Origin of the sequence: Streptomyces sp. NPDC008137, assembly GCF_042957035.1 — a bacterium.
In the GTDB taxonomy this organism is placed as follows: Bacteria; Actinomycetota; Actinomycetes; order Streptomycetales; family Streptomycetaceae; genus Streptomyces.
The window spans coordinates 136461-163113 of record NZ_JBIBHN010000007.1; the positions used below are offsets into that span (position 1 = coordinate 136461).

At 70.1% G+C, this 26653-nt stretch carries 24 protein-coding genes and 5 tRNA genes; 17 read left to right on the forward strand and 12 right to left on the reverse strand.

All coding sequences use genetic code 11. The features are described 5' to 3' along the window. Positions 1 to 386 precede the first annotated feature (386 nt). Complete coding sequence (locus ACFZBT_RS14105; protein ID WP_391102597.1) at positions 387 to 716, reverse strand: hypothetical protein; 330 nt, start codon at positions 714 to 716, stop codon at positions 387 to 389. A 96-nt stretch (positions 717 to 812) separates the two neighbouring features. Between ACFZBT_RS14105 and ACFZBT_RS14110 the strand changes: the two genes are divergently transcribed. The 3 genes from ACFZBT_RS14110 (at position 813) to ACFZBT_RS14120 (ending at position 5180) form a co-directional block, all read left to right on the forward strand. Beyond that, a complete protein-coding gene (locus ACFZBT_RS14110; RefSeq protein WP_391102599.1) occupies positions 813 to 3212 on the forward strand; it encodes a polysaccharide lyase family 8 super-sandwich domain-containing protein in 2400 nt (799 codons plus the stop codon). 154 nt (positions 3213 to 3366) lie between these two features. Then, on the forward strand, positions 3367 to 4950 hold the full coding sequence (locus tag ACFZBT_RS14115) for an acyl-CoA carboxylase subunit beta (RefSeq protein ID WP_382496998.1): 1584 nt from the start codon (positions 3367 to 3369) through the stop codon (positions 4948 to 4950). Between the two features lie 35 nt (positions 4951 to 4985). Beyond that, positions 4986 to 5180 (forward strand): acyl-CoA carboxylase epsilon subunit, encoded by a 195-nt coding sequence (locus tag ACFZBT_RS14120; RefSeq protein ID WP_391102602.1) that lies wholly within the window; start codon positions 4986 to 4988, stop codon positions 5178 to 5180. 204 nt (positions 5181 to 5384) lie between these two features. Here the strand turns inward: ACFZBT_RS14120 and ACFZBT_RS14125 are convergent, their stop codons facing one another. The 8 genes from ACFZBT_RS14125 to ACFZBT_RS14160 form a co-directional block, all read right to left on the reverse strand. Beyond that, positions 5385 to 5966: an ATP/GTP-binding protein gene (locus ACFZBT_RS14125; protein ID WP_009314218.1), complete on the reverse strand. Its 582-nt coding sequence runs from the start codon at positions 5964 to 5966 to the stop codon at positions 5385 to 5387. Further along, entirely contained in the window at positions 5947 to 6525 is a 579-nt protein-coding gene (locus ACFZBT_RS14130; RefSeq protein ID WP_391102605.1) for a DUF742 domain-containing protein, read from the reverse strand. The genes ACFZBT_RS14125 and ACFZBT_RS14130 overlap by 20 nt, the downstream gene beginning before the upstream one ends. A gap of 94 nt (positions 6526 to 6619) precedes the next feature. Further along, positions 6620 to 7033 (reverse strand): roadblock/LC7 domain-containing protein, encoded by a 414-nt coding sequence (locus tag ACFZBT_RS14135; protein ID WP_003993185.1) that lies wholly within the window; start codon positions 7031 to 7033, stop codon positions 6620 to 6622. Between the two features lie 10 nt (positions 7034 to 7043). Next, on the reverse strand, positions 7044 to 10349 hold the full coding sequence (locus ACFZBT_RS14140) for a nitrate- and nitrite sensing domain-containing protein (protein ID WP_391102608.1): 3306 nt from the start codon (positions 10347 to 10349) through the stop codon (positions 7044 to 7046). Positions 10350 to 10726: 377 nt separating this feature from the next. Then, on the reverse strand, positions 10727 to 11302 hold the full coding sequence (locus ACFZBT_RS14145; RefSeq protein ID WP_104781463.1) for an ATP/GTP-binding protein: 576 nt from the start codon (positions 11300 to 11302) through the stop codon (positions 10727 to 10729). Continuing rightward, positions 11283 to 11678, reverse strand: coding sequence for a DUF742 domain-containing protein (locus tag ACFZBT_RS14150; RefSeq protein ID WP_053668780.1), 396 nt, complete (start codon positions 11676 to 11678; stop codon positions 11283 to 11285). The genes ACFZBT_RS14145 and ACFZBT_RS14150 overlap by 20 nt, the downstream gene beginning before the upstream one ends. A gap of 110 nt (positions 11679 to 11788) precedes the next feature. Beyond that, a complete protein-coding gene (locus ACFZBT_RS14155) occupies positions 11789 to 12202 on the reverse strand; it encodes a roadblock/LC7 domain-containing protein (RefSeq protein ID WP_005479910.1) in 414 nt (137 codons plus the stop codon). 9 nt (positions 12203 to 12211) lie between these two features. Continuing rightward, on the reverse strand, positions 12212 to 16003 hold the full coding sequence (locus ACFZBT_RS14160) for a nitrate- and nitrite sensing domain-containing protein (RefSeq protein ID WP_391102612.1): 3792 nt from the start codon (positions 16001 to 16003) through the stop codon (positions 12212 to 12214). Positions 16004 to 16604: 601 nt separating this feature from the next. On the opposite strand from ACFZBT_RS14160, the gene ACFZBT_RS14165 reads away from it, so the two are divergent. The 10 genes from ACFZBT_RS14165 to ACFZBT_RS14210 all read left to right on the forward strand — a co-directional run bounded on the left by ACFZBT_RS14165 (position 16605) and on the right by ACFZBT_RS14210 (position 21206). Continuing rightward, the gene (locus ACFZBT_RS14165) at positions 16605 to 16796 is read left to right on the forward strand and encodes a hypothetical protein (protein WP_391102972.1); all 192 of its coding nucleotides are present in this window, start codon (positions 16605 to 16607) and stop codon (positions 16794 to 16796) included. Positions 16797 to 16981: 185 nt separating this feature from the next. Beyond that, positions 16982 to 17758 carry a fumarylacetoacetate hydrolase family protein gene (locus ACFZBT_RS14170; RefSeq protein ID WP_391102614.1) on the forward strand — a complete coding sequence of 259 codons (777 nt, stop codon included), beginning with the start codon at positions 16982 to 16984 and terminating at the stop codon, positions 17756 to 17758. Then, the gene (gltX, locus tag ACFZBT_RS14175; protein ID WP_391102616.1) at positions 17751 to 19235 is read left to right on the forward strand and encodes a glutamate--tRNA ligase; all 1485 of its coding nucleotides are present in this window, start codon (positions 17751 to 17753) and stop codon (positions 19233 to 19235) included. Before ACFZBT_RS14170 ends, gltX begins: the two co-directional genes overlap by 8 nt. Before the next feature lie 209 nt (positions 19236 to 19444). Further along, entirely contained in the window at positions 19445 to 19858 is a 414-nt protein-coding gene (locus ACFZBT_RS14180) for a hypothetical protein (protein ID WP_391102618.1), read from the forward strand. 52 nt (positions 19859 to 19910) lie between these two features. Continuing rightward, positions 19911 to 20642, forward strand: coding sequence for an HAD-IA family hydrolase (locus tag ACFZBT_RS14185; protein ID WP_391102620.1), 732 nt, complete (start codon positions 19911 to 19913; stop codon positions 20640 to 20642). A gap of 90 nt (positions 20643 to 20732) precedes the next feature. Beyond that, positions 20733 to 20804: transfer RNA gene (locus tag ACFZBT_RS14190), tRNA-Gln, on the forward strand. Between the two features lie 21 nt (positions 20805 to 20825). Next, a tRNA-Glu gene (locus ACFZBT_RS14195) sits at positions 20826 to 20898 on the forward strand. A 42-nt stretch (positions 20899 to 20940) separates the two neighbouring features. Beyond that, positions 20941 to 21013, forward strand: a tRNA-Glu gene (locus tag ACFZBT_RS14200). 20 nt (positions 21014 to 21033) lie between these two features. Beyond that, positions 21034 to 21105: transfer RNA gene (locus tag ACFZBT_RS14205), tRNA-Gln, on the forward strand. A gap of 28 nt (positions 21106 to 21133) precedes the next feature. Next, positions 21134 to 21206 (forward strand) — tRNA-Glu (locus ACFZBT_RS14210). Positions 21207 to 21398: 192 nt separating this feature from the next. Here the strand turns inward: ACFZBT_RS14210 and ndgR are convergent. Continuing rightward, the gene (gene ndgR / locus ACFZBT_RS14215; protein WP_184598579.1) at positions 21399 to 22115 is read right to left on the reverse strand and encodes an IclR family transcriptional regulator NdgR; all 717 of its coding nucleotides are present in this window, start codon (positions 22113 to 22115) and stop codon (positions 21399 to 21401) included. 194 nt (positions 22116 to 22309) lie between these two features. Here ndgR and leuC point away from each other — a divergent pair, with 194 nt between their 5' ends. From leuC to ACFZBT_RS14235, 4 genes are all read left to right on the forward strand, one after another. Beyond that, complete coding sequence (gene leuC, locus ACFZBT_RS14220) at positions 22310 to 23740, forward strand: 3-isopropylmalate dehydratase large subunit (protein ID WP_391102623.1); 1431 nt, start codon at positions 22310 to 22312, stop codon at positions 23738 to 23740. A gap of 5 nt (positions 23741 to 23745) precedes the next feature. Further along, entirely contained in the window at positions 23746 to 24339 is a 594-nt protein-coding gene (gene leuD / locus ACFZBT_RS14225) for a 3-isopropylmalate dehydratase small subunit (RefSeq protein ID WP_391102625.1), read from the forward strand. A 277-nt stretch (positions 24340 to 24616) separates the two neighbouring features. Next, positions 24617 to 24847, forward strand: coding sequence for a hypothetical protein (locus ACFZBT_RS14230; RefSeq protein WP_391102627.1), 231 nt, complete (start codon positions 24617 to 24619; stop codon positions 24845 to 24847). 136 nt (positions 24848 to 24983) lie between these two features. Then, complete coding sequence (locus ACFZBT_RS14235; protein ID WP_215118325.1) at positions 24984 to 25625, forward strand: HU family DNA-binding protein; 642 nt, start codon at positions 24984 to 24986, stop codon at positions 25623 to 25625. A 106-nt stretch (positions 25626 to 25731) separates the two neighbouring features. Here the strand turns inward: ACFZBT_RS14235 and ACFZBT_RS14240 are convergent, their stop codons facing one another. Then, the gene (locus ACFZBT_RS14240) at positions 25732 to 25935 is read right to left on the reverse strand and encodes a hypothetical protein (protein WP_391102629.1); all 204 of its coding nucleotides are present in this window, start codon (positions 25933 to 25935) and stop codon (positions 25732 to 25734) included. Between the two features lie 9 nt (positions 25936 to 25944). Further along, the gene (gene cofC / locus ACFZBT_RS14245; protein WP_391102631.1) at positions 25945 to 26583 is read right to left on the reverse strand and encodes a 2-phospho-L-lactate guanylyltransferase; all 639 of its coding nucleotides are present in this window, start codon (positions 26581 to 26583) and stop codon (positions 25945 to 25947) included. Between the last annotated feature and the right edge of the window lie 70 nt (positions 26584 to 26653).

Genomic DNA, 26653 nt, shown 5'->3' on the forward strand with positions numbered 1-26653 from the left:
TTCGCCCGTGTGCCCGAGCCCTGCCCGGGCATAGTTCCCGGCTCCTGCCTCACCGCCTGGCTCCTGGGTGCCCCCTGGCCGCTGCCTGACCGCCTGGCTCCTGGATGGCCCCGGCTCCTGCCTGACCACCCGGCCCATGCGCCTTCCGCGTTCCCCGGCTTGTGCGCGTTCCCCGGCTCGTGCGCGCTCTCCGGCCCGCGCCCGGCTCCCCACTCCGTCCCCGGCCTGTGCGCGTTCCCCGGTTCGTGCGCGTTCCCCGGCCCGCGCCCGGCTCCCCACTCCGTCCCCGGCCTGTGCGCATTCCCCGGCTCGTGCGCGCTCTCCGGCCCGCGCCCGGCTCCCCACTCCGTCCCCGGCCCTCCGCCCCGCCCCCGTCGCAGCCCTCCTCACTGCCCCTCCCACCCCCGCCTCCCGGCCCGCACTCCGCCGAACCACTCACCCGGCGTACCGTCAGGCAGCCGCAGCCGCAGCCGCAGCCGCAGCCGCAGCCGCAGCCGCAGCCGCAGCCGCAGCCGCAGCCGCAGCCGCAGCCGCAGCCGCAGCCGCAGCCCAAACCCCAGCCCTGGCCGCCACGCCCGGCGGCGCGCAACCGAACCCGCAGGACGCCCGCCCCCACTCGCCCGGCATGACACCGGGCGGCCCCAGCCCCGGCCCGGCCCCCACGCCCCGGCGGCGCGCAACCGCCCCGCAGGACGCCCCCCCCGGGGACCGCTCACGCTTCCCCCTCCGCACGCCCCACCCACCGGGTTCCCCCATCCCGGTCACTCCGGCTGAATCCTCGCGTTCAGGTGCGCCTCACCCCGTGGTAAGGCATGGGCATGACCCCCCAGCGTCGTGTCTTCCCCCGCCGCACGGCAAAGGCCGCCGCCACCCTGCCGCGCCCGACCCCGCTGCGCCCCACCCGCCGCGCCCTGCTGCTCGCGGCAGCGGCACTGGCGGCGACCGGCGGGGCGCCGCCCACGCCTGGCGGCACGGATGCCCCCGCGGTCGAGGACCCGTACGAAACCCTGCGCCGGCGCTGGCTCGGTATCGCCCTCGGCGACGGCTACGACCCGGCCGCGGAACCGTACGCCTCCCGGCTCGCCGAGACCGGTGAACTCGCCCGCGGCCTGCGCGCCTCCATGGCCCCGGCGGCGAACTCCCTCTGGCCCGGGCACCCCTTCGACCCGCCGGCCGGCATCACCCTCAGCTACGGGCGCCTGTGGACCATGACCCAGGCCTACGTCCAGCAGGGCACCGGCTCGACCGCCGACCCGGACCTCCTCGCCGACGTCCTGCGCGGCCTCGACCATCTCTCCGCGACCGTCTACAACCCCTCCACCACCCGCTACGGCAACTGGTGGGAATGGCAGATCGGCAGCCCTCGCCTGCTCACCGACATCACCGCGGCCCTGTACGAGCCGCTGGGCGAGTCCCGCGTCCGGGCCACCTGCGCAGCCGTCGACCACTTCGTCCCCGACTCGGCCCTCGGCGACTACACCGGCACCTCCACCGGCGCCAACCGAGTCGACCTGTGCCGCTCCGTCGCCCTGCGCGGCATCCTCGGCCGAGACCCGGGCAAGATCGCCCTCGCCCGGGACGCGCTCTCCCCGGTCTTCCCGTACGTCACCCGGGGCGACGGCCTCTACGCCGACGGCTCCTTCGTCCAGCACACCTGGGTCGCCTACTCGGGCACCTACGGACAGGTCATGCTCGACGGCCTCGGCCGGCTCTTCGCCCTGCTCGCCGGATCCGACTGGGCGGTCACCGATCCGAACCGGCAGATCATCCTCGACAGCGTCGAGCACGCCTACGCCCCGCTCATCCACGACGGACTGGTCATGGACAGCGTCAACGGCCGGGCCATCAGCCGTGGTCACCTCACCACCGACGACCGCAAGGTCATGCGGAGCGACCACTTCCACGGCCAGCAGCTCATCGCGGCCATCGCACTCCTCGCCGCCGCCGCGAGCCCCGCCGAACGCGACCGCTGGCACGCCCGCGTCAAGGGCTGGATCGAACGGGACACGGTCACCCCGATCCTGACGGCACCCCAGTTCGGCGTCGCCACCCTGGCCCGGCTGCACGCCATCGCCGCCTCACCCGCCCCGGCCGCACCCGAACCCACCGGACACCACCTCTTCGCCGCCATGGACCGTGCCGTCCACCGCCGCCCCGGCTTCACCGTGAACGTCGCCATGGCCAGCGACCGCATCGCCCACTACGAGTGCGGCAACGGCGAGAATCCACGCGGCTGGCACACCGGCGCGGGGATGGTCAGCTGGTGGTCCGGTACGAGCGACCAGTACACGGACTGGTTCTGGCCGACGGTGGACTGGTACCGCCTGCCCGGCACCACCGTCTCCACCAAGCGCCTGGCCGACCGTGAAGGTGGCGAGTGGGGCACCGCCCGCCCGGACGCACACTGGGTCGGCGGCACCACCGACGGCGAGTACGCCGCCCTCGGCCAGCACCTCAAGGGCCTCGGCTCCACCCTCCAGGCCCGCAAGTCCTGGTTCTGCGTCGCGGACGCGGTGATCTGCCTGGGCGCCGGGATCAGCTGCGCCGACGGCGTCCCGGTGGAGACCATCGTCGACAACCGCAACCTCGGCGAGTCGGGCGCCCAGCGCTTCGTCGAAGGCCCGAACTGGGCCCACCTGGAGGACCACGGCGGCTGGGTCCTGCTCGACGGCGAGCCGAAGACGGTACGCGAGGACCGCACCGGTGCCTGGGCCGACATCAACACCGGCAGCACCCCGGAGCGCCGCACCCGCCGCTGGCAGACCCTCTGGCTCGACCACGGCACCGACCCCGAGGCCGCCACGTACGCCTACGTCCTCATGCCCGGGGCGTCCCGCCGCGCCGTCGCACGCCGCGCGGCCGACCGCCACTGGCTGTCGGTCCTCGCCAACGACGCGACCTGCCAGGCGGTCACCGTGCCCTCCCTCGGCTGCCAGGCCGCGAACTTCTGGCAGCCCGGCACGGCGGGACCACTCACCGCTTCCGCCGGCGCGAGCGTGCTGACCGTCCGCCGGGGCCGTACCGCTACCCTCTGTGCGAGCGAGCCGCCCAGAACGGGCAAGCCGCTGGAGATCACCTGGGACCGCCCGGTCCGCCGGGTCGTCCGCGCGGACGAGACCGTCGAGGTGCTCTCGACCGGCCCTCGACTGAGGCTGCGTGTCACCCCCGGGGAGGAGTGCGCGACACACCGATGTGAGGTGACTCTCGGTTGAGGTGTTTGTGCGAGCCCTACAAGCCGCACACCCTCTGAGCAGTCGGATTGGCTGCACTCCACCATGGTTCTGTTCAGGGGTACCAGGAAAACACGCCGGAGACTGTGAGGAGTCGACGGCCCGCTTTCCCGGGTTGGCTTCGTAAGGTCGCTACATGACCGTTTTGGATGAGGCGCCGGGTGAGCCGACCGACGCGCGCGGACGCGTGGCCGAACTGCACGAGATCCGTGCGCAGGCGGTGGCCGGACCGAGCGAGAAGGCGACCAAGGCGCAGCACGCCAAGGGCAAGCTGACCGCACGGGAGCGCATCGAGCTGCTCCTCGACCCGGATTCCTTCCGCGAGGTCGAGCAGCTCCGCCGGCACCGGGCCACGGGCTTCGGCCTGGAGGCCAAGAAGCCGTACACCGACGGTGTGATCACCGGCTGGGGGACGGTGGAGGGCCGGACGGTCTTCGTCTACGCCCATGACTTCCGCGTCTTCGGCGGCGCGCTGGGCGAGGCCCACGCCACGAAGATCCACAAGATCATGGACATGGCCATCGCGGCCGGGGCTCCTCTGGTCTCCCTGAACGACGGCGCCGGCGCCCGTATTCAGGAGGGCGTCTCCGCCCTCGCCGGCTACGGCGGCATCTTCCAGCGCAACACCAAGGCCTCGGGCGTGATCCCGCAGATCAGCGTCATGCTGGGCCCGTGCGCGGGCGGCGCGGCCTACAGCCCGGCCCTCACGGACTTCGTGTTCATGGTCCGCGAGACCTCGCAGATGTTCATCACCGGCCCGGACGTCGTCAAGGCGGTCACCGGCGAGGAGATCACCCAGAACGGCCTGGGCGGCGCCGACGTCCACGCCGAGACCAGCGGCGTCTGCCACTTCGCCTACGACGACGAAGAGACCTGCATCGCCGAGGTCCGCTACCTCCTCTCCCTCCTCCCGCAGAACAACCGTGAGAACCCGCCCCGCGCGGAGGCCACGGACGCGGTGGACCGCCGCTCGGACGTCCTCCTGGACCTGGTCCCGGCGGACGGCAACCGGCCGTACGACATGGCCAAGGTCATCGAGGAGATCGTCGACGACGGCGACTACCTGGAGGTCCACGAGCGCTGGGCGCGGAACATCATCTGCGCGCTGGGCCGGATGGACGGCCAGGTCGTCGGCATCGTCGCCAACCAGCCGCAGGCCCTCGCCGGCGTCCTGGACATCGAGGCCTCCGAGAAGGCGGCCCGCTTCGTCCAGATGTGCGACGCCTTCAACATCCCGATCATCACCCTTCTGGACGTACCCGGCTTCCTGCCCGGCGTCGACCAGGAGCACGGTGGGATCATCCGCCACGGCGCGAAGCTGCTCTACGCCTACTGCAACGCGACCGTGCCGAGGATCTCGCTGATCCTGCGCAAGGCCTACGGAGGTGCGTACATCGTCATGGACAGCCAGTCCATCGGTGCCGACCTCACCTACGCCTGGCCGACGAACGAGATCGCCGTCATGGGCGCGGAGGGTGCGGCCAACGTCATCTTCCGCCGCCAGATCGCGGAGGCCGAGGACCCCGAGGCCATGCGGGCCCGCATGGTCAAGGAGTACAAGTCCGAGCTGATGCACCCGTACTACGCGGCGGAGCGCGGCCTGGTCGACGACGTCATCGACCCCGCCGAGACCCGCGAGGTCCTCATCAAGTCCCTCGCCATGCTCCAGACCAAGCACGCGGACCTGCCGTCCCGCAAGCACGGCAACCCGCCGCAGTAACCCTGCGGACATCTTCCTCACGGAGACTGACACCCATGGACTTGCCTGACATCCGCGTCGAGAAGGGCCACGCCGAGCCCGAGGAAGTGGCCGCCATCACGGCCATCCTCCTGGCCCGCGCCGCCGCCCGCCCCACCGACCCCACCCCGACGCACCGAGGCCGCGTCAAGGCAGGCTGGCGCCGCCTGGAACGCGAACCGGGCTTCCGAGCCCCCCACAGCTGGCGCTGACCCCGGCACAGACAAGAGGCCCCTCCGCACGGAGGGGCCTCTTGTCTTGTTCTTCGGGGGGTTGCCCGTCTTCCGGGGCGTGGGGAACTGCCCGTCTTTCAGGGGCGCGGGGAACTGCGCGAACAGCCACCCACAACCCGCACCCGGCAACGCAACAGCCCCCGGCAGCCCAGAGGCCGCCAGGGGCTGTCCCACAGCAAGTGACTACCGAAGCCGCGCCATCAGCGCATGCTCGACCAGCGTGATCAACGCAGACTTCGCATCGGCCCGATGCCGCGCATCCGTCGTGATGATCGGCGTATCAGGCCCGATCTGCAGAGCCTCCCGCACCTCGTCCGGGTTGTACGGCTGCTGCCCGTCGAACCCGTTCAGCGCGATCACGAACGGCAGACCCGAGTTCTCGAAGTAGTCGACGGCCGGGAAGCAGTCGGCGAGACGCCGCGTGTCCACCAGCACGATCGCGCCGATGGCGCCCCGCACCAGGTCGTCCCACATGAACCAGAAGCGGTCCTGACCGGGCGTACCGAAGAGGTACAGGATCAGGTCCTGGTCCAGGGTGATACGGCCGAAGTCCATGGCGACCGTGGTGGTCGTCTTGTCCCCGGTGTGGGTGAGGTCGTCGATGCCGGCCGAAGCTGACGTCATGACGGCCTCGGTACGCAGCGGGTTGATCTCCGAGACGGCCCCGACGAACGTGGTCTTGCCCACGCCGAAGCCACCCGCCACCACGATCTTCGCTGAGGTGGTGGAGCGGGAAGGACCGCCGCTAGAGCTTGCGAAGTCCACTGAGCACCCTTTCGAGCAGTGTCACGTCTGGCTGGCCGCCGGCGTTCTCGTCGCCGCCGGGCTGATGGATGGCGACCAGTCCCGCCTCCGCCAAGTCGGCGACGAGGATCCTGGCCACGCCGAGAGGGATCGTGAGGAGCGCCGAGATCTCGGCGACCGACTTGATCTCCCGGCAGAGGTTGCAGATCCGCTGATGCTCGGGCAACTGCCCCTGCATCTGGTGCGGCTGCGCAGTGGTGTGCACCAGCGCCTCGATGGCGAGCTGGTAGCGCGGGCGGGTCCGGCCACCGGTCATGGCGTACGGACGCACCAGCGGGTTGTTCGACGCCCCGGCGGGCGCCGGCTCGGGGGTGCGGCGCTGCGGCTGCACAGGCTGGATACGCGGGGCCGACGGCTGGTCGTACGGCGACGGGCCGGGGCCCTGCGGCGCGTACGGCTGCCGGTGGCTCGGCGCGGAGGGGAAGTTGTAACGGTTCGGGTTCTGGGCACCGTCGTTCTGGCCCTGGGCAGGGCCGTACGACCAGTTGCCCGAAGACGAACCGCCTGGGGGTGTTGCCACTTTCTCCTCCTCCGACTGTGCCTGGCACCCATCGCTGTGGAGCCGCGTCCCGAAACTTTACGGCCACGGGGCGCCAAAACGCACCGTCCGTCCGTTAGTTGAGCAGGCTCCCCTGGAGCTCCGCACGAAGGTCCGGTGTCAGGACCGTACCGGCTCGGTCGACCAGCAGTGCCATCTCGTACCCGATGAGACCGATGTCCGCCTCGGGATGTGCGAGAACCGCGAGCGACGAACCGTCGGATACGGACATGATGAAGAGGAATCCCCGCTCCATCTCCACAACCGTCTGGTTCACGGCGCCTCCCTCGAAGATCCGGGAGGCGCCTGCCGTCAGGGACGTCAGACCGGAAGCGACGGCCGCGAGCTGGTCCGCGCGGTCGCGGGGGAAGCCTTCGGACATCGCCAGAAGGAGTCCGTCGGCGGAGACCACCACCGTGTGGGACACCCCCGGGGTGTTGTCCACGAAGTTGGTGATCAACCAGTTCAGGTTCTGTGCCGCCTGGCTCATCGGGCTCACACTAACGCTCCTGGTTGTAGGTGCTGTCAGGACCGAAGCCCTGGCCGTTCGTTTCACTGCCTGCGTTGCGTCCGCGTTCCACGCCGCGGCGCAGGTTGCTCAGCCTGCCCCGGACGTCCTCCGGGGCGCGGGAGACCTGGGGGCCTCCCTGGGGGGTGCTCTCGGCGGCACCCTCGATCAGGTTGGCCTTGGGTACCCGCCTCGGCAGGCCGGAGGAGGTGACCCCGCCCGCCCTGGGCTTCTTGAGCTGCGAAGCCTGCTGCCACCGAGCGTCGTTCGCCGAGCGCCAGTCGCTGTCGCCGTTGCTCTCCGGGGTGGAGGCCGGAGGCTCCTGGCTCACGTGCCGCGCGCCGCCCGTGCCGTTCGCACCGCTCGCGTTCGATCCGCGGCGGGGAAGCCCCGCGTCGGTCGTCGAGTGGGCGGCGGAGTGGGCCGGTCCCGGACGGTCGAAGCCTACGCGGTCCTGCTCACTTGCGTCAGCGGCCTGCGCGGATTCCGTTTCCTGGGCCTGAGAAGGGTACTGGCTCGGGTAGCCGTTCCGGTAACCGTCCTGCTGCGGCCAGTCGTCCTGGTGACGACGCTGCTCGAAGGCGGGGAAGCTCTCGGGCACGCCCGCACCCTGCGCCGGGGGCTCCTGCTGGGCCGGCTCCGCATAGGAGGGGTCCGGGTAGCCGCCGTTCGGCGAGAAGGTGTCGTTCTGCGGCATGCCGCCGTTCGGCGCGTAGTACTGCTCGTCGTACGCGGGGCGCTGCGGCTCCTCGTACGCCGTGTGCCGCTGCTCCTCGTACTGCGCCTGCTGGTCCCCGTAGGTCGCCTGACGGTCGTACGCGGAGGGCTGCTGCTGAGGGTAGCCGGTCTGGCCCGTGTCGTAGGCCTGGCCGGTGTCGTAGCCCTGCTGCCCGTTGAACTCCTCGGGGTACGCGTGGCCCCCGTCGGGGTCCTGCGGGTTCCGCCCGGGAAGGGCGGGCTGCTCCTCGTGGGACTGGGCCTCCAGGGCCGCCCTGCGCTCCTCGCGCATCAGGGAACGGCCTACGGGGTCCAGCTCACGTATGTCGTCGGGGACCTCGGAGTAGCGGCTGTCGTCGAAGCCGAGCTCCGCGGCCGTGCGCATGGGCTGCTGGTTGAAGTTCTCGCCGCCGAAGCTCTGCTCGGGGATGATCTGCGAGACGGTGAACTCGTCGCGGTCCACGTGCTGCTCGCCGCCACCACCGTGGGTGATCGCGTCCGGCAGCATGACCAGCGAGGTGGTGCCGGCCTGCTCGCCCGAGGGGCGCAGCTGGACGCGGATGCCGTGCCGGTCGGACAGCCGGCCGACCACGAAGAGGCCCATGCGCTGCGAGATCGCGGCGTCCACCGTCGGCGGGTTGGCCAGCTTGTGGTTGATGTCCGCGAAGTCCTCGGCGGTGAGGCCGATGCCCTTGTCGTGGATCTCGATCATGACCCGACCGTCGGGGAGACGGGTGGCGGTCACACGAACCTTGGTCTGCGGGGAGGAGAACGTCGTGGCGTTCTCCAGCAGCTCGGCGAGCAGGTGCACGAGGTCGGTCACGGCGCGGCCGTGGATCTCGGCCTCCGGGACGCCGGAGAGCTCGATGCGCTCGTACTGCTCCACCTCGGAGGAGGCGGCGCGCAGCACGTCGACCAGCGGCACCGGCTGGTCCCAGCGGCGGCCCGGCTCCTCGCCGGCGAGGACCAGGAGGTTCTCGCCGTTGCGGCGCATACGGGTCGCGAGGTGGTCCAGGCGGAAGAGGTTCTCCAGCTGGTCCGGGTCGGCCTCGTTGTTCTCCAGGTCGGTGATCAGGGTCAGCTGGCCCTCGATCAGCGACTGGTTGCGGCGCGACAGGTTGGTGAAGATCGCGTTGATGTTGCCCCGCAGCAGGGCCTGCTCGGCGGCGAGCCGGACGGCCTCGCGGTGGACCTGGTCGAAGGCGCGGGCGACCTCGCCGATCTCGTCCGTGGTGGTGATCGGGATGGCCTGGACCCGGGTGTCGACGCGGCCGGGGTCGGTGCGCGAGAGCTGGTCGACCAGCATCGGCAGACGCTGCTCGGCGATACCGAAGGCGGCGTTGCGCAGCTGGCGCATGGAGCGGCTCATCTGGCGGGCCACCGCGCCGGCCAGGATGAAGGCCAGGAGCAGGGCGACCACGACGGCGGCACCGGTGATGTAGGCGTCGCGCTGGGCGTCGTCGGCGATGTCGGAAGCCTCGTTCACCGCAGTGCCGGCAAGATCCCTCTCGATCTTGTCGTAAGCGTTGAACTTCAGCGTGTTGACCGCCCACCAGTTCTGCGCGGTGATGCCCGCCTGGGCGAGCTCGGCGCGCTCGCTCGGGTCCGTGGACGGCAGCGCGGCGAGCCTGGCGATCATCGTGGTGGGGTTGGCGGGCGGCGCCACGTAGTCCGGGTCGTCGGTCTTCGCCGCCGCGGCCATCTTGGCGCCCTCGGCCCTGATCTGCTTCTCGGCCGCCGTCAGCTTGGCGATGTCCGCCTCGGTGCCGCCGCTCTCGTACTCCTGGATGGCGATGCGCTCGAGGTAGGCGTACGAGGACAGGGCGATGCGCTGACTGGCCAGGTTGCCGCCGTCCGGGCCGGGCTTGACCAGCATGTGCATGCCGATGGAACGCTGGAGAGAGAGCGCGCCCTTGGTCAGCGAGATGGCGTAGACGGTACGACCGTAGCTCGTGATGTTGCCGGTGCCCAGGCCGAGCTCGTTCGCGAACTCCAGCAGCCTGTGCTCGACCTCGACGTAACCCTCTTCGGTCTGCACGCCCTTGAGCTGAGGGGTGTAGGCGGCGGCGCGCAGCTGCGTCAGCTTCGGTTCCGCGTCGCGGAAGCGCTCCAGGCGCCGCACCAGGTTGGGCCGGTCGGGCATGTTCTTGACGGCCTCGTCGAAGGCGTCGGCCGCCTTGTCGGTGTTCGCGCGGGCCTTCACGACCGTCGGGTCCTTCGCACCCTTGCCCTGGAGCAGGGGAGCCGCGGTCGTGTCGCGCTCGACCAGCAGTTCGTTGCCGTAGGCCAGCGCGGCCCGCACCAGACGCGCGGTGTTCTCCGCGTCCTCGGCCTCCTGCCAGGTGTCGATCGAGCTCTTCACCTGGAAGCCGCCCATGACGAGGCCGACCAGCACGGGTATGAGCAGGATCGCGTTGAGCCTGGTCGCCACGCGCCAGTTGCGCGGGGAGAGACGGCCGCTGCTCTCGGCAGGCGTGGCCGTCGGCTCCGAACCGGGCACGGGGGCGGGCGCCGCTGTGCGCGGCGGCGGGGTGAAGTTGCCCCGGGCCGACGGCTCGGGACTGTTCTTGCTTCGCCTCACTCGACCAACAACCTCTCGGCGGTCGGCACCAACGTTGTGCCGCAGTGTCTCAGAGCCCAACACGCCATCGACGGACGAGTGCGTCATTGACTATTGGGCAGTTCAGGCATTCCAGCACGACGACCTGCGCTCTTCCAAACAGTCCGAGGCAGGGATTCCGAGCGATGTAAGCCCCAGATAAAACGGTCATAAAGAGCGAGCCCCGCCAAAAGGCGGGGCGATTGTGCGCGCAGCGAGACCGGATGTGCGCGACGCGTGGCCGTACCACCAGATTCCTCTGCCGAAACGTTATGAACACCTTGGCCGACCGTGTCAAAGGACACAGCCGGCTCCGGTGCATCTACGACAACTGCCGTATGGCGCGCTCTGATTGGGTGCTACCTCAGCCGTGCCATCAAGGCGTGCTCGACCAGCGTGATCAGGGCACTCTTGGCATCGGCCCGGTGACGGGCGTCCGTCGTGATGATCGGGGTGTCCGGCCCGATCTGCAACGCCTCACGCACCTCCTCGGGCTGGTAGGGCTGCTGCCCGTCGAAGCCGTTCAGCGCGACCACGAAGGGCAGGCCGCTGTTCTCGAAGTAGTCGACGGCCGGGAAGCAGTCGGCCAGCCGGCGGGTGTCCACCAGGACCACCGCGCCGATGGCGCCGCGCACCAGGTCGTCCCACATGAACCAGAAGCGGTCCTGGCCCGGCGTACCGAACAGGTACAGGATCAGGTCCTGGTCCAGGGTGATACGGCCGAAGTCCATGGCCACCGTGGTGGTGGTCTTGTCCCCGGTGTGGGTCAGGTCGTCGATCCCCGCGCTGGCGGAGGTCATGACGGCCTCCGTGCGCAGCGGGTTGATCTCCGAGACGGCGCCGACGAACGTGGTCTTGCCCACGCCGAAGCCGCCCGCCACCACGATCTTCGCGGACGTGGTGGAACGACCCGCGTCAGAGCTTGCGAAGTCCACTGAGCACCCTTTCGAGCAGTGTCACGTCCGGTGCGCCGGTGGCGTCGTCGCCGCCCGGCTGGTGGATCGCGACGAGACCGGCCTCCGCGAGGTCCGCGACGAGGATCCTGGCCACACCCAGCGGCATGTTGAGCAGCGCCGAGACCTCGGCGACCGACTTCACCTCACGGCACAGGTGGCAGATGCGCTGGTGCTCCGGCAGCAGCCCCATGAGCGCCGCGGGGTCCGCGGTCGTGCTGATCAGAGCCTCGATGGCCAGCTGGTAGCGCGGCCGCGTCCGGCCGCCGGTCATGGCGTAAGGCCGTACCAGCGGCTGGTCGCCCTCATCCTCGTACGGCTCCGCGTACGGATCATGAGAGGCGGGGGGCGGGGTCATGGGTCCTCCGGGCGGGACAGCAAGTCGGTCAGTCGAGCCGTCTGACGGGGCCTGTGTGGGGTGTGTGGCGGCCGGACGGTGGTGTGGTGAGACGGGTGGTGCCGGGCCGTTCAGTGGAGCAGACTGCCTTGGAGCTCAGCTCGCAGGTCGGGGGTGAGGACCGCGCCCGCGCGGTCGACCAGGAGCGCCATCTCGTAGCCGACGAGGCCGATGTCGCATTCAGGGTGTGCCAGGACGGCCAGCGACGAGCCGTCCGAGACGGACATCAGGAACAGGAACCCCCGCTCCATCTCCACGACCGTCTGCGCGACGTCGCCCCCCTCGAAGATCCGGGAGGCGCCCGCCGTCAGCGACGTCAGGCCGGAGGCGACGGCAGCGAGCTGGTCCGCGCGGTCACGCGGGAAGCCCTCCGACATTGCCAGAAGGAGACCGTCGGCGGACACGACGACGGTGTGGGACACCCCGGGGGTGTTGTCCACGAAGTTGGTGATCAACCAGTTGAGGTTCTGTGCCGCCTGGCTCATCGGACTCAACTAACGCTCCTGCTGGTGAGAGGGTCGAGGGAAGCTGCCGGTCTGCGTGGACCCGGCCTGACGACCCTGTGCGATACCGCGGCGGAGATTGGTCAGACGGCCCCGGACGTCATCGGGCGCCCGGGAGATCTGCGGACCGCTCTGCTGCGCCGGTTGCTGCTGAGCCGTGCCCGCGACGAGGTTCGCCCGGGGCACACGGCGCGGCAGGCCGGAGGTGGTGACACCGCCCGCGGCGGGCTGGCGCACGCGCTCGGCCTGGCGGCCGAGGTCGTCGTTCGGTGAACTGCGCCAGCCGGCGGGGGCGGAGGACCGCTGCGGACCGGTGGGTCCCTGCGGTTGCTGCGGGGCCGGAGCCGAGCCGTTGTTCTGCGGCTGCCGCTCCTGCTCCTGCTGGCCGTGTTGGCCGTGGAACCAGTTGGTCTCCAGTGTGTCGTACAGCGGCGTACGACCGTCGCCCGGACCGGATGCCGGCGGCAGGGCCTCGGGCTCCTGCCGGGCGGGCCGGGCCTGCGGGGCGGGCGGCATCGGGGCGCCGAAGTCGGCCGGACCCCGGCCGCCGTTGACCTGCGGCCGGTCGAACTGGCCCCTGCCCCCGGGGTCGGCCGGGGTGGCCGGGCCCGGGAGAGTGGGCCGGCCCGAGCCGTTGTCCTGGCGCTGGGCCTGGTACTGGCCCGTCGAGCCGTTGTCCTGGCGCGGCGCGGGGTACTGGCTGCCGTTGCTGTCCTGGCGTTGGGCCGGGTACTGGCCCGTGGAGCCGTTGTCGTAGGACTGCGGGGCCTGCGGTGCCGGGTACTGGCCCGTCGTGGAGGACGGGTCGGGGCGGCCGGCCGGGGAGCCGAAGACGTCCGGGCGGACGAACTGACCCGGGTCCTGCGATCCGTTCGTGCCGGTGGCGAACTGGTCCGACTGCGGCACAGCCGGGATCTCTGCCGTGGCGCCCGGACCCTGGCGGTCGTCGATCCGCGGCATCTGGGACGTACGGGAGACGTCCGGCTCCTCATGACCACGCGGGGCGTCCAGCGAGGCCCGCGGCACCGGCGGCTGGGCGTTCTCGTCGCTCCAGCTCGGCACGCGCGGCTGCTGGTCGCCACCGGGCAGCTCGGCTCGCGGACCGCCGCGCGGCGGCAGCTGCGGCCTACGGCCCTGGCCCTGCTCGTTGTTGCCGCCCGGGCGCTGCTGGCCACGGCCGCCGCCGAAGGCGTCCTGGCCCTGCGGCCCGTTCGTGCCCGCGGCCTGCAGACCCTGCGGGGCACCCGGGGCCTGCTGCCCGAACCCGGCACCGGCCGGAGCCGGACGGCCCTGCGGGGGTCCGGAGGGAACGCCCTGGTCGAACAACGACGGGGACTTCTCGGGACCCTGGGGCCCGTGTGCTCCGCTTGGCGTTCCCGGACGGCCACCGTCCGCGTCCCGCCCGGGCAGCGCGGCCCGCGGGCTCTGGCCCGGAGCCAGCCGGCCCGCGCCGGACGCACCGGCACCGAAGGCACCGCCACCGGACGAACCCGCCCCGAGGGCGCCACCGCCCTGGCCGGCACCGGCACCACGCCGGGCCGCGGCCGCACCGGCGGCGGCCTGCGCGGCGGCCGGACCGCCACCGCCGAGCGGCGGCTGGCCGGGCTGCTTGGGCTGGGGCTTCCTGCCGCCCTGGGCGACATCGACGGGCAGCATGACCAGCGCGGTCGTACCACCGGAGTCGGACGGGCGCAGCTGGATGCGGATGCCGTGCCGCTGCGACAGACGGCCGACCACGAACAGACCCATGCGGCGGGAGACGGAGACGTCCACCGTCGGGGGAGAGGCGAGCCGCTCGTTGATCGCGGCCAGGTCCTCCGGCGACAGACCGATACCGGTGTCGTGGATCTCGATCAGCACACGGCCGTCGGGCAGCGCGTGACCGGTGACCTTGACCTTGGTCTGCGGCGAGGAGAACGAGGTCGCGTTCTCCAGCAGCTCGGCGAGCAGGTGGACGAGGTCGTTGACGACCCGGCCGGCCACTTCGGTGGTCGGCACGGCGGCCAGCTCGATGCGCTCGTACTGCTCCACCTCGGACGCGGCGGCGCGGAGCACGTCGACCAGCGGGACCGGGCGGGTCCAGCGGCGGCCGGGCTCCTCACCCGCGAGGACGAGGAGGTTCTCACCGTTACGGCGCATGCGGGTGGCGAGGTGGTCGAGCTTGAACAGCGAGGACAGCTGGTCCGGGTCGGCCTCGCGGGACTCCAGTTCGGAGATGAGCGACAGCTGACGCTGGATGAGGCCCTGGGAGCGGCGCGAGAGGTTGGTGAACATCGCGTTGACGTTGCCCCGCAGCAGGGCCTGCTCAGCGGCGAGGCGGACCGCCTCGCGGTGCACGTCGTCGAAGGCCGCGGCCACCCGGCCGATCTCGTCCCGGGAGTGCACACCGACCGACTCCACGGACGTGTCGACGTCCTGCGGGTCGGACTCGGAGAGCTGCTTGACCAGCTCGGGCAGCCGGTCGGAGGCGACCTTGGTCGCGGTCTCCTCCAGGCGGCGCAGGGAGCGGATCATGGAGCGGGCCACGACGAACGCGCCGACCAGCGACACACCGAGCACGATCAGGATCAGCGCACCGGAGATGATCGCGTCGCGCTCGGTGGCGCTGCGCAGTTCGCGGGCCTTCTGTTCCATCTCCTCGAGCAGCGTGTGCTCGATGTTCTTCATCTGCTGGATCTTGGTGGAGCTGTCGTCCAGCCAGTCGCGGTAGGACCGCTTGTCCTGCTGGGCGAGACCGCTCGCGGTGACCAGGGCACGGCCGGCGTAGGTGTCGGTGGCCTTGATCGTGGAGTTGCCGCCGTCCTCGATGGGCTTCAGCAACTCGGCTGCCGCTTCCTCGCCGTAGATGCTCTTGAGGCTGCGGAGCTCGGACTTCTGGCTCTCCAGGGCCGATTCGGCGTAGAGCCGGTCGTTCGGCGAAAGCTTGCCGGTCGTGGTGTTGCTCGCGGGCAGTGCCGCCGCGAGGGCCGCGCGCTGGATCGAGGAGTACTCCTTGGCGGAGGAGAACGCCGCGAGCGCACGCGTGCGCTGGATCATGTCCGGATTGCTGGTCGCCTCGGCCATGTCCTGGGAGAGGCCGATCAGGTTCTCGATCAGACGGTGGTACGCCTCGATCGTCTGGGTGGAGTTGTCCGTGGCCTCGTAGGCGGTGCTGCGGATCTTTTCGATGTTGTTCAGTTCACCGACGAGCTGAACGAGGTTGTCGCGGACGCCCCTGAGGTTGCCGTCCTTGCTGTTGTTGTCGACCTCCTCGGAGGCCTCCCGGAAGCCCTCCGCGGCCCGGTCCGTCTTGTCGCGAAGCCCCTTGACCGTGTAGTCGGTCGCCTTGCCGCCGTGCGCCAGCGGCCCGGCCGACTGGTCGCGCTCCTCCTGGAGTGCTGCGGCGAGGTCGGTGGCGCGCTTGGTCATGTCCGTCAGCAGCTTCATGTTGTCGAGCTGCTGGATGTCGTCCATGGACTGGTTGATACGCAGCGCGCCCAGCGAGGTGGCCGCGACCACCGGGAGCGCGAGCAGCGAGACCAGTCGGGTGGAGATGCGCCAGTTGCGCAGGGCTATTCGCGAGCCGGGGCCGGTGGGTCCCGTCGGCGGCTTCAGCGCCGGGGACGGATTCCCGGCCCCCGCGGGGGCCGACGGACCGGATCGCCCGGAGCGCTCACCGCCGTCGCCGGCCGAGCCCGGGTTCTGGGCGTGCTGGGGCGCGGGGCCGCCCTTCATGGCGCCAGTCCCGCCGTGCGGCTCCGGCTCCGCCGAAGCGCTGCCATCCCTCTTGAAACGTCCCTGCACTAGCGTCGCAACCTCTGGACCAGGCACCCCGTCGCGTGAGCGGCGGGGCACGGTGTCGGCGTTCTGGGGACGCCCTGAGTACGCCCCCGTGGTGGTCGTGAGTGACCGGCGCTGGCTCCCCCTTCTCGCCGCCACTCGGCGCGTCGGTGCGCCCCCTGTGCGCCGGCTCGATCCTGCGGCGGTCCGTGAGATTCCAGCACAGCACAGGATCTCCAACAAGGCCCGTAGGCCAGGCCGTGACATAGGTGACACCACGTGAGGGCCGGATCACCGGACGTAGAAAGTGAGTTCGTCCATTTCGGGCGTAACCCCCGCGAGTCGTCAGGGTCTGACGGGTGTCCCAGTCGCCATGATCAGGAGCGGAATGGTGGCTTCAAGGGGTTGATGTCCGCTTTGTGGGGGTGGGGTGTGAGTCCGGATTGACCGATTCGACCTCTGTTTCGTGAGGAAACTCACATGCCGATCATGGCCCCTCCGCGATTGAGCCGGGAATCCCGTGTTTAGCCTGACGCTTTACAGAGATGGCAAAACCGACAACCCGCGCCCGGCGCGAGGTCCAAGGACCCGCCCGGCGCCGTCACAGGACAGGGTCAAGTAAACAGTGAAGACGACGACGATGTTCCACAAGATCGCCAACCCGCGACGCACGACGCTGGCGCACCTGGACGACGCCGGCGAACTGCGGACGCCGGAGCAGCCGGAGCACAGCGTCGAACTCCCCGCACAGACCGCCAACCCCAAGCGCACCATCCTCGTCGAGGTCCCCGTCGCGGCCGCCGCGGCCGCGGTGTGACACCAGGTAGTACGCGCACCGGCCGCCGACTGCTCAAGGCGGCAGGACACGAACATCGAGGGCGCCCTCCGACAGCGGGGGGCGCCCTTCATCATGAGCATCATCATGAGCACGGCGCGGACACCCGCCCGCGTTAGCCTGGAGCGTCAGACTCCAGCCGCTTCAGTCAAGGGGCCAAGCATCCCGTGCGCATCGCCAGATTCTCCATCGACGGGAACGTCGCCTTCGGCGCCATCGAGGGCGAAAAGCAGGACGAGCTCGTCCTGGACATCATCAAGGGCATCCCGTTCGCGGACTTCGAACTCTCCGGTACGAAGGTGCCGGTGGGCAAGGTCAGGCTGCTGCCCCCGGTGCTCCCCAACAAGGTCGTGGCCTTCGGCCGCAACTACGCCGAGCACGCCAGGGAACTGGGCAACGAGGTCCCCGACGCCCCCTTCGCCTTCTTCAAGCCCTCCACCTCGGTGATCGGCCCCGGCGACGACATCCAGTACCCCTCCTTCTCCGAGGAGGTGCACCACGAGGCCGAGCTGGCCGTCGTCATCGGCCGGATGTGCCGCGAGGTCCCGCGCGAGCGCGTCCGGGACGTGATCTTCGGGTACACCTGTGCCAACGACATCACCGCCCGCGACGTCCAGAAGCGCGAGAAGCAGTGGGCCCGGGCCAAGGGCTTCGACTCCTCCTGCCCGCTCGGCCCCTGGGTGGAGACGGACCTGGACCCGGCGGACGTCACCATCCAGCTCACGGTCAACGGCCAGCAGCGCCAGCTGGGCCGTACGAGCGAGATGATCCACTCCATCGAGGATCTGATCGTCAACATCTCCGAGGCCATGACGCTGCTCCCCGGCGACGTGATCCTCACCGGCACCCCGGCTGGGGTCGGCCCCCTGAACGTCGGCGACGAGGTCGCCGTCACCATCGAAGGCATCGGCACTCTCACCAACAAGGTTGTCAAGCGTGGCTAGCGCACCCGGCACTCCCGTACGCGTCCGTTTCTGTCCGTCGCCCACCGGTAACCCCCACGTGGGCCTAGTGCGCACCGCCCTGTTCAACTGGGCGTTCGCCAAGCACCATCAGGGCACTCTGGTCTTCCGCATCGAGGACACCGACGCGGCCCGCGACTCCGAGGAGTCGTACACCCAGCTGCTCGACTCGATGCGCTGGCTGGGCTTCGACTGGGACGAGGGCCCCGAGATCGGCGGCCCGCACGCGCCGTACCGCCAGTCGCAGCGCATGGACCTGTACAAGGACGTCGCGGCCAAGCTGCTCGACGCCGGCCACGCCTACCGCTGCTACTGCTCCCAGGACGAGCTGGACACCCGCCGCGAGGCCGCCCGCGCCGCCGGCAAGCCCTCCGGCTACGACGGCCACTGCCGCGAGCTGACCGACGTCCAGGTCGCGGAGTACAAGGCCCAGGGTCGGGAGCCCATCGTCCGCTTCCGGATGCCCGACGAGACGATCACCTTCACGGACCTGGTCCGCGGCGAGCTGACCTTCACCCCGGAGAACGTCCCGGACTACGGCATCGTCCGCGCCAACGGCGCCCCGCTCTACACGCTGGTCAACCCGGTCGACGACGCCCTGATGGAGATCACCCACGTCCTGCGCGGCGAGGACCTGCTCTCCTCCACCCCGCGCCAGATCGCCCTGTACAAGGCGCTGACCGAGCTGGGCATCGCCAAGGAGATCCCCTCCTTCGGCCACCTGCCCTACGTCATGGGCGAGGGCAACAAGAAGCTCTCCAAGCGCGACCCGCAGTCGTCCCTCAACCTCTACCGGGAGCGCGGCTTCCTCCCGGAGGGCCTGCTCAACTACCTCTCCCTGCTCGGCTGGTCCCTCTCGGCCGACCAGGACGTCTTCTCGATCGACGAGATGATCGCGGCGTTCGAGATCTCCGACGTGAACCCCAACCCGGCCCGCTTCGACCTGAAGAAGTGCGAGGCCATCAACAGCGACCACATCCGCCTGCTGGACGTGAAGGACTTCACCGAGCGCTGCCGCCCCTGGCTCCAGGCCCCGTTCGCCCCCTGGGCCCCGGAGGCCTTCGACGAGGCGAAGTGGCAGGCCATCGCGCCGCACGCGCAGACCCGCCTCAAGGTGCTCTCCGAGATCACCGACAACGTCGACTTCCTGTTCCTGCCGGAGCCGGCCGAGGACGAGGCGAGCTGGGCCAAGGCCATGAAGGAGGGCTCGGACGCCCTCCTGCGCACCGCCCGCGAGAAGCTGGGGGCCGCCGACTGGACCTCCGCCGAGTCGCTGAAGGAGGCCGTCCTGGCCGCCGGTGAGGCCCACGGCCTCAAGCTCGGCAAGGCCCAGGCCCCCGTCCGTGTCGCCGTCACCGGCCGCACGGTCGGCCTGCCGCTCTTCGAGTCCCTGGAGGTCCTGGGCAAGGAGCAGACCCTGGCCCGGATCGACGCGGCGCTGGCGAAGCTGGCGGCCTAGTCCTTGACGTCGGTGAGGGGCGGCAGCGACGGCTGCCGCCCCTCACCGCTGTGTGCCTCGGGGCCGGTGGAGGGCGTCGGCCGCATGATCGCGAACTTCTACCGAACTCTTGTACGAAGATCATCGGTCGTGCATAGTTCCAACTCGACGTATCCACGCGCGCCTTCCGTCAGGTGACGCGGAGTCCTACGCCCACCGCAAGGAGTCACATGCCCCACGCCCGCCGTTTCGCGATCGCAGCCCTCGCGGCCTCGGCCCTCACCCTGGGGACGGCCACCGCGTCCCACGCCGCCACGCACACGGCCTCGTCCAGCAACAGCTGCGGGGCCGTGTACTTCTACGGCAACGGCGACACCTTCAAGTTCCTCGACGTCTGCTCCGACGGCAAGGGTGTGCGTCTGCAGTACACGAGCCCCACGACCGGCACTCCGTCCACCAGCCACACCAAGATCCACGTGGACTACACCGGCGGCTACACCGGCTACGACCTGAACAACGCGTACGTCTACGACACCGACATGAACGAGAACGCCTGCTTCTACTACCGCGTCGGTCACGTGGACAACGGCGCCTACGTCAGCGGCTCCTACGGCCCCTGGGTCATGGCCTGCGCCGGCAACTAGTCTGCTGTGCGCCCGACGGACGGAACCACGTGCCGCAGGCTACCGTCGGGTCATGAGCATTCGTGCCGTGATCTGGGACGTCGACGACACTCTTTTCGACTACACGGGCGCCGACCGGGCCGGAATGCGGCTGCACCTGATGACCGAGGGCCTGCTGGACGCGTACGACAGCGTCCAGCAGGCCCTCGCGCGCTGGCGAGAGATCACCGACGTCCAGTGGGCGAGGTTCGCCGTCGGCGAGGTCTCCTTCGAAGAGCAGCGCCGGGACCGGGTGCGCGTCTTCGTGGGCGAGGAATTGAGCGACGCCGACGCCGACGCCTGGTTCCAGCGGTACATCTCGCACTACGAGACCGCCTGGGCCCTCTTCCCGGACGTCCTGCCGGTCCTGGACGCGCTCGCGGTCAGCCACCGGCACGCGGTGCTCTCCAACTCCAGCCTTCACGTCCAGGATCGCAAGCTGCGCGTGCTCGGGGTGCACGACCGGTTCGAGGCCATCCTGTGCGCCGCCGAGCTCGGCATGTCCAAGCCGGAGGCCCGCGCCTTCCATGCCGCCTGCGACGCCCTCGACCTCGCCCCGCACCAAGTCGCGTACGTCGGCGACCACCCGGAGATCGACGGCCGCGGTGCGGCGCAGGCCGGGCTGTTGTCGGTGTGGATCGACCGCGGCAGCAGGTACGCCACGATCGAGCCGCCCGTCGGTCCGCACCGCATCGCCTCCCTCGCCGAACTGCCTTCCCTGCTCGGCACGGATAGTCGTTTTGGAGCCCCGTCCACCTTCAGGTAATGTTCTTCCTGCGCCGCGGGGCCGGGCCGGAAGGCAGGAACCCCAGGCGCACAACTAGAACAAGAACCCCCTCAGGGGCTTGCGTTCCAGTGGCCTATGGTGTAATTGGCAGCACGACTGATTCTGGTTCAGTTAGTCTTGGTTCGAGTCCAGGTAGGCCAGCTCGCAGAGCTCATCTGCAAGGCCCCCGTTGTGTAGCGGCCTAGCACGCCGCCCTCTCAAGGCGGTAGCGCCGGTTCGAATCCGGTCGGGGGTACAAGGTTCCGGAAGATCGACGATCATCTCGGGAACCGCTAGGGCCCCCGTTGTGTAGCGGCCTAGCACGCCGCCCTCTCAAGGCGGTAGCGCCGGTTCGAATCCGGTCGGGGGTACTGACTGGTCTAAACCACATTGGTCTATGGTGTAATTGGCAGCACGACTGATTCTGGTTCAGTTAGTCTTGGTTCGAGTCCAGGTAGACCAGCTCGGACCTGCGGAAACGCAGGCTCCACGCCCCCGTTGTGTAGCGGCCTAGCACGCCGCCCTCTCAAGGCGGTAGCGCCGGTTCGAATCCGGTCGGGGGTACATCAGAGAAAGGCCCTCCACTTCGGTGGGGGGCCTTCTTCGTACGAACCTTCTTGGGGGCGCGGGGAACTGCGCGATCAGCCACGGCGGACCGGCACTCGACAGCCAATCCGCACCTGCTACGGCGCCTGGTCGGGGGGAAAGCCTGCCGCGGCGTTGAGGCCGGCCTTCCCCGAGGAACGCCTCGTCGGTTCAGCCGGTCCGTCGCAGCGCCTCGGAGAGGCGCCCCGCCGCATCGATCACAGCCTGCGCATGCATCCGCCCCGGGTGACGCGTCAACCGCTCGATCGGCCCCGACACCGACACGGCCGCCACCACCCGGTTCGACGGCCCCCGCACCGGAGCGGAGACCGACGCCACACCCGGCTCGCGCTCACCGATCGACTGGGCCCAGCCCCGGCGCCGTACGCCCGACAGGGCCGTCGCCGTGAAGCGGGCGCCCTGCAGTCCGCGGTGCAGCCGCTCCGGCTCCTCCCAGGCCAGCAGGATCTGTGCCGAGGAGCCGGCCTTCATCGTGAGCGTCGAGCCGACCGGGACCGTGTCCCGAAGGCCGGACAGACGCTCCGCCGCGGCGACGCAGATCCGCATGTCGCCTTGGCGGCGGTAGAGCTGCGCGCTCTCGCCCGTGATGTCACGGACGTGGGTGAGCACCGGGCCTGCGGTGGCGAGGAGACGGTCCTCACCCGCGGCCGCGGCGAGTTCTGCCAGGCGAGGGCCGAGAATGAAACGGCCCTGCATGTCACGCGCCACCATGCGGTGGTGTTCCAGGGCCACGGCCAGGCGGTGGGCCGTGGGTCGTGCCAGTCCGGTGGCACCGACCAGGCCCGCGAGGGTGGCCGGACCGGACTCCAGAGCGCTCAGGACGAGGGCCGCCTTGTCCAGAACGCCGACGCCGCTACTGTTGTCCATGAAACGATACTCGCGTCTCACTCTGTGAAACGCAAGTTCAATTTTCCGTGGAACCCGCCACTCTTGAAGACACGAAGTCACAACGGCCCGTGACGTACGGGCCTGGCGGCGGATGCCCGGAATCGGGGCAGGGGCCCGCCTCCTCAAGATCTCTAGTTGGGCCGGCGGATCGTCGTCGGCCGGAGGGAACAGCGATGGGTAGGACACTCGCGGAGAAAGTCTGGGACGACCATGTCGTCCGGCGCGCGGAGGGCGAGCCCGACCTTCTCTTCATCGATCTGCACCTGCTGCACGAGGTGACCAGCCCGCAGGCCTTCGACGGCCTCCGCAAGAGCGGCCGCAAGGTCCGGCGCCTCGACCTCACCATCGCCACCGAGGACCACAACACCCCCACCCTCGACATCGACAAGCCCATCGCCGACCCGGTCTCCCGGGTCCAGCTGGAGACGCTGCGCAAGAACGCCGCCGACTTCGGCGTGCGGCTGCACCCGCTGGGCGACGTCGAGCAGGGCGTCGTGCACGTCGTCGGCCCGCAGCTGGGCCTGACCCAGCCCGGCACCACGGTCGTCTGCGGCGACTCGCACACCTCCACGCACGGCGCCTTCGGCGCGCTGGCGTTCGGCATCGGCACCTCCCAGGTGGAGCACGTGCTGGCCACCCAGACGCTGCCGATGTCCCGCCCCAAGACCATGGCGATCACGGTCAACGGCGAACTGCCCGACGGCGTCACCGCCAAGGACCTGATCCTGGCGATCATCGCGAAGATCGGCACCGGCGGCGGCCAGGGCTACGTCCTGGAGTACCGCGGCGAGGCCATCGAGAAGCTGTCGATGGAAGCCCGCATGACCATCTGCAACATGTCGATCGAGGCCGGTGCCCGCGCGGGCATGATCGCCCCGGACGAGACCACCTTCGCGTACCTCCAGGGCCGCCCGCACGCCCCCGAGGGCGCCGACTGGGACGCGGCCGTCGCGTACTGGAAGACGCTCAGGACGGACGAGGACGCCGAGTTCGACGCCGAGGTCGTCATCGACGCCACCCAGCTGGCGCCGTTCGTCACCTGGGGCACCAACCCCGGCCAGGGCGCACCCCTTTCGGCGTCCGTCCCCGACCCTGCTTCGTACGAAGACGCATCGGAGCGCTTCGCCGCCGAAAAGGCCCTGGAGTACATGGGGTTGGAGGCCGGGCAGCCGCTGCGCTCCATCAAGGTGGACACCGTCTTCGTAGGCTCCTGCACCAACGGCCGTATCGAGGACCTGCGGGCCGCGGCCGAGATCGTCAAGGACCGCAAAGTCGCCGACGGCGTACGGATGCTGGTCGTCCCGGGCTCCGCGCGGGTCGGTCTGCAGGCCGTTTCCGAGGGTCTGGACGTCGTCTTCAAGGACGCCGGCGCCGAATGGCGGCACGCGGGCTGCTCGATGTGTCTGGGCATGAACCCCGACCAGCTGGCCCCGGGGGAGCGCTCCGCGTCCACCTCCAACCGCAACTTCGAGGGCCGGCAGGGCAAGGGCGGCCGTACGCACCTGGTGTCGCCCCAGGTCGCGGCCGCGACCGCCGTCCTGGGCCACCTGGCCTCCCCGGCCGACCTGTCCGCCGCCGACGACCGTACGCCCGCTGGAGTCTGAGAACCATGGAAGCCTTCACCACCCACACCGGCCGGGCCGTCCCGCTGCGCCGCAGCAACGTCGACACCGACCAGATCATCCCCGCCCACTGGCTCAAGAAGGTCACGCGCGACGGGTTCGAGGACGGGCTGTTCGAGGCCTGGCGCAAGGACGAGACGTTCGTGCTCAACCAGCCCGAGCGGCAGGGCGCGACCGTCCTGGTCGCCGGCCCCGACTTCGGCACCGGCTCCTCCCGTGAGCACGCCGTCTGGGCACTGCAGAACTACGGCTTCAAGGCCGTGATCTCCTCCCGCTTCGCCGATATCTTCCGCGGCAACTCGCTCAAGAACGGCCTGCTCACGGTCGTTCTGGAGCAGAAGATCGTGGACGCGCTGTGGGAGCTCGCCGAGAAGGACCCGCAGGCCGAGATCACCGTCGACCTGGAGAGCCGCGAGGTGCGCGCCGAGGGCATCACCGCCGACTTCGAGCTGGACGAGAACTCCCGCTGGCGGCTGCTGAACGGCCTCGACGACATCTCGATCACCCTCCGGAACGAGGAGGACATCGCCGCGTACGAGGCGAAGCGTCCCGCCTTCAAGCCGCAGACGATCCAGCTCTGATCCGAAGCACGATCCGGAGCCTCTGAACAAGGCGACTTTCGGCCACCGCAACACCCCCTCTGTACCCCCGATCAGCCCGATCGGGGGTACAGCCGTGTCTGCACCCGAACGGCCCTGTCCGCCCGGAAGGTGACGCTCAACTTCCCGCGTTATGCCGGTGGTTGCCGGGGTACGCGAGGTGTACAGCCGCGACTTCCGCGCGTGCCCGGAAGGCCGTTTGCGGCGGCAGTTGTCCCCTGCGCAGGCGACAACTCGCCCCAGATGGCACAATCTGTGCATGGAACACGACGGCCAACTCGAGCTCTATGCGGCAGTCGCGGGCCAACTCAAGGAAGCGCACGCAAGAGTGCGCGCACTGCAAGTCCCGGAGGGCGTACGGATGGCGCTGACCCGGAAGCTGCTGGTCATTACGGCCGCGGCCAAGCACGATCTCGCCGACGCGGCAAGGCGGCTGGAACGGTTCACCGCGGACCTCGACGAGGGACATCTCCCCGACGAGGAACGCTGAACCGGACGACACCGCCGAGTTCGTTGCGGCACAAGGGTGAGAAGCCCGTTTCGTGTTTGATTTGCGGTATATATCTGCCTAACGTGCGAAAAAGCTTGAACACTTTCGTTCTGGCGATGTCTCCGAAGGGGAAGACGTGAACAAGGCGCAGCTCGTAGAAGCGATTGCCGACAAGATGGGCGGCCGCCAGCAGGCCGCCGACGCTGTCGACCACGTACTGGACGCCATCGTCCGCGCGGTCGTCTCGGGTGAGCGGGTTTCCGTCACCGGCTTCGGTTCGTTCGAGAAGGTCGACCGTCCGGCCCGGTACGCCCGTAACCCCCAGACGGGCGAGCGGGTTCGGGTCAAGAAGACCTCCGTTCCGCGCTTCCGCGCGGGTCAGGGCTTCAAGGACCTGGTCAGCGGCTCGAAGAAGCTGCCGCGCGGTGGCGAGGTCTCGGTCAAGAAGGCCCCGAAGGGCAGCCTGACCGGCGGTGCCGGCGCGACGGTCAAGAAGGCCGCCGCGAAGAAGGCGACCGCGAAGAAGGCCGCCGCCAAGAAGACCACCGCCAAGAAGACGACGGCGAAGAAGGCGACCACGAAGACGGCGGCCGCGAAGAAGACGACGGCGAAGAAGGCGCCCGCCAAGAAGACCACGGCGACCGCCAAGAGCACCGCCGCGAAGAAGACCACCGCCAAGAAGGCCCCGGCGAAGAAGGCCACGGCCAAGAAGGCGCCCGCCAAGAAGTCGACGGCGCGCAAGACCACCGCCAAGAAGACCACCGCCCGCAAGAAGTAAGGGCGCCGGGTCACACACGCGACGGGCCGGACTCCCGCATGGAGTCCGGCCCGCGGCGTGTTCAGGCAGAGATCGTTCAAGCAGAGGTCAGTCGTTCAAGCAGTGGTCAGAGGGTCTGCAGTGTCACGAGAGTGATCCTGAGGTCGCCCTGCGCGCCTTCCACCTCGATACGCACGCGCTGCCCCGGACGCAGCAGCCTGAGACCCCCCGCGTCGAACGCCGGCGCGTCGAAGGGCACCGGGGTGCCGTCGTCCAGGAGCACCTGCCCGCTGCGGCTTTCGGGGTCGTACGTGTACGCGGTCGCCTGCATGGCCGCAGCCTACTGCCCGGGGATCAGCAACCGCGCGGCGGCCGCGGCCGTATGAGGACCGACCCCCAGGGCCAGCGCGTTGCGCAGGTCGTCGCCGGTGTCCACGTCCTGGCGTACGGAATCCACCCCGGCGAGGCTCAGTTCCATGGCCCCGGACGTGCGGTGCCGGGCCCGGGAATCGGTGCCGAAGGCCGGGAGCAATTCATGGCCCGGGGCGGCGGCCAGCAGGGTCGTTCCGATTGCGGCGGCGTCCGGGAGAAATGCACGCGGGAATTCAGCGGCCGCGTCGAGTACCCGGGTCAATTCCGGTGGGCGCAGTGCGGGCAGATCGGCGTTGAGCGCGGCCACCGGACTTCCGGGGCGAGTGGACCGTATGATCCCCGCCCCGTGTGCGAGAGCGGCGTTGAGGCCGCTTCCCGGCTCGTCGGGGATGATCGCCGCGCCGAGTACGGCCAGCTCACGGCCCGCCCGGGCGTCGTCCGTGACGACTGCCACATCCCGTACCGCGGGACAGGCCAGCGCCGCCGCCACGGTGTCCTGGGCGAAGGCGAGCGCCAGGCCCGGCCGCAGCCCGTCGTCCGCGGTGTCCGCAAGCCTGCTCTTGGCCTGGGCCAGGGGTTTCAGGGGTACGACCAACGTCCACTGCACAGGTGTTCCGTCCCTCTCTTGTCGCGGTCATTGTCACCCGGGGCATCGGGCGGCGGGCGGGTCGGGGCGT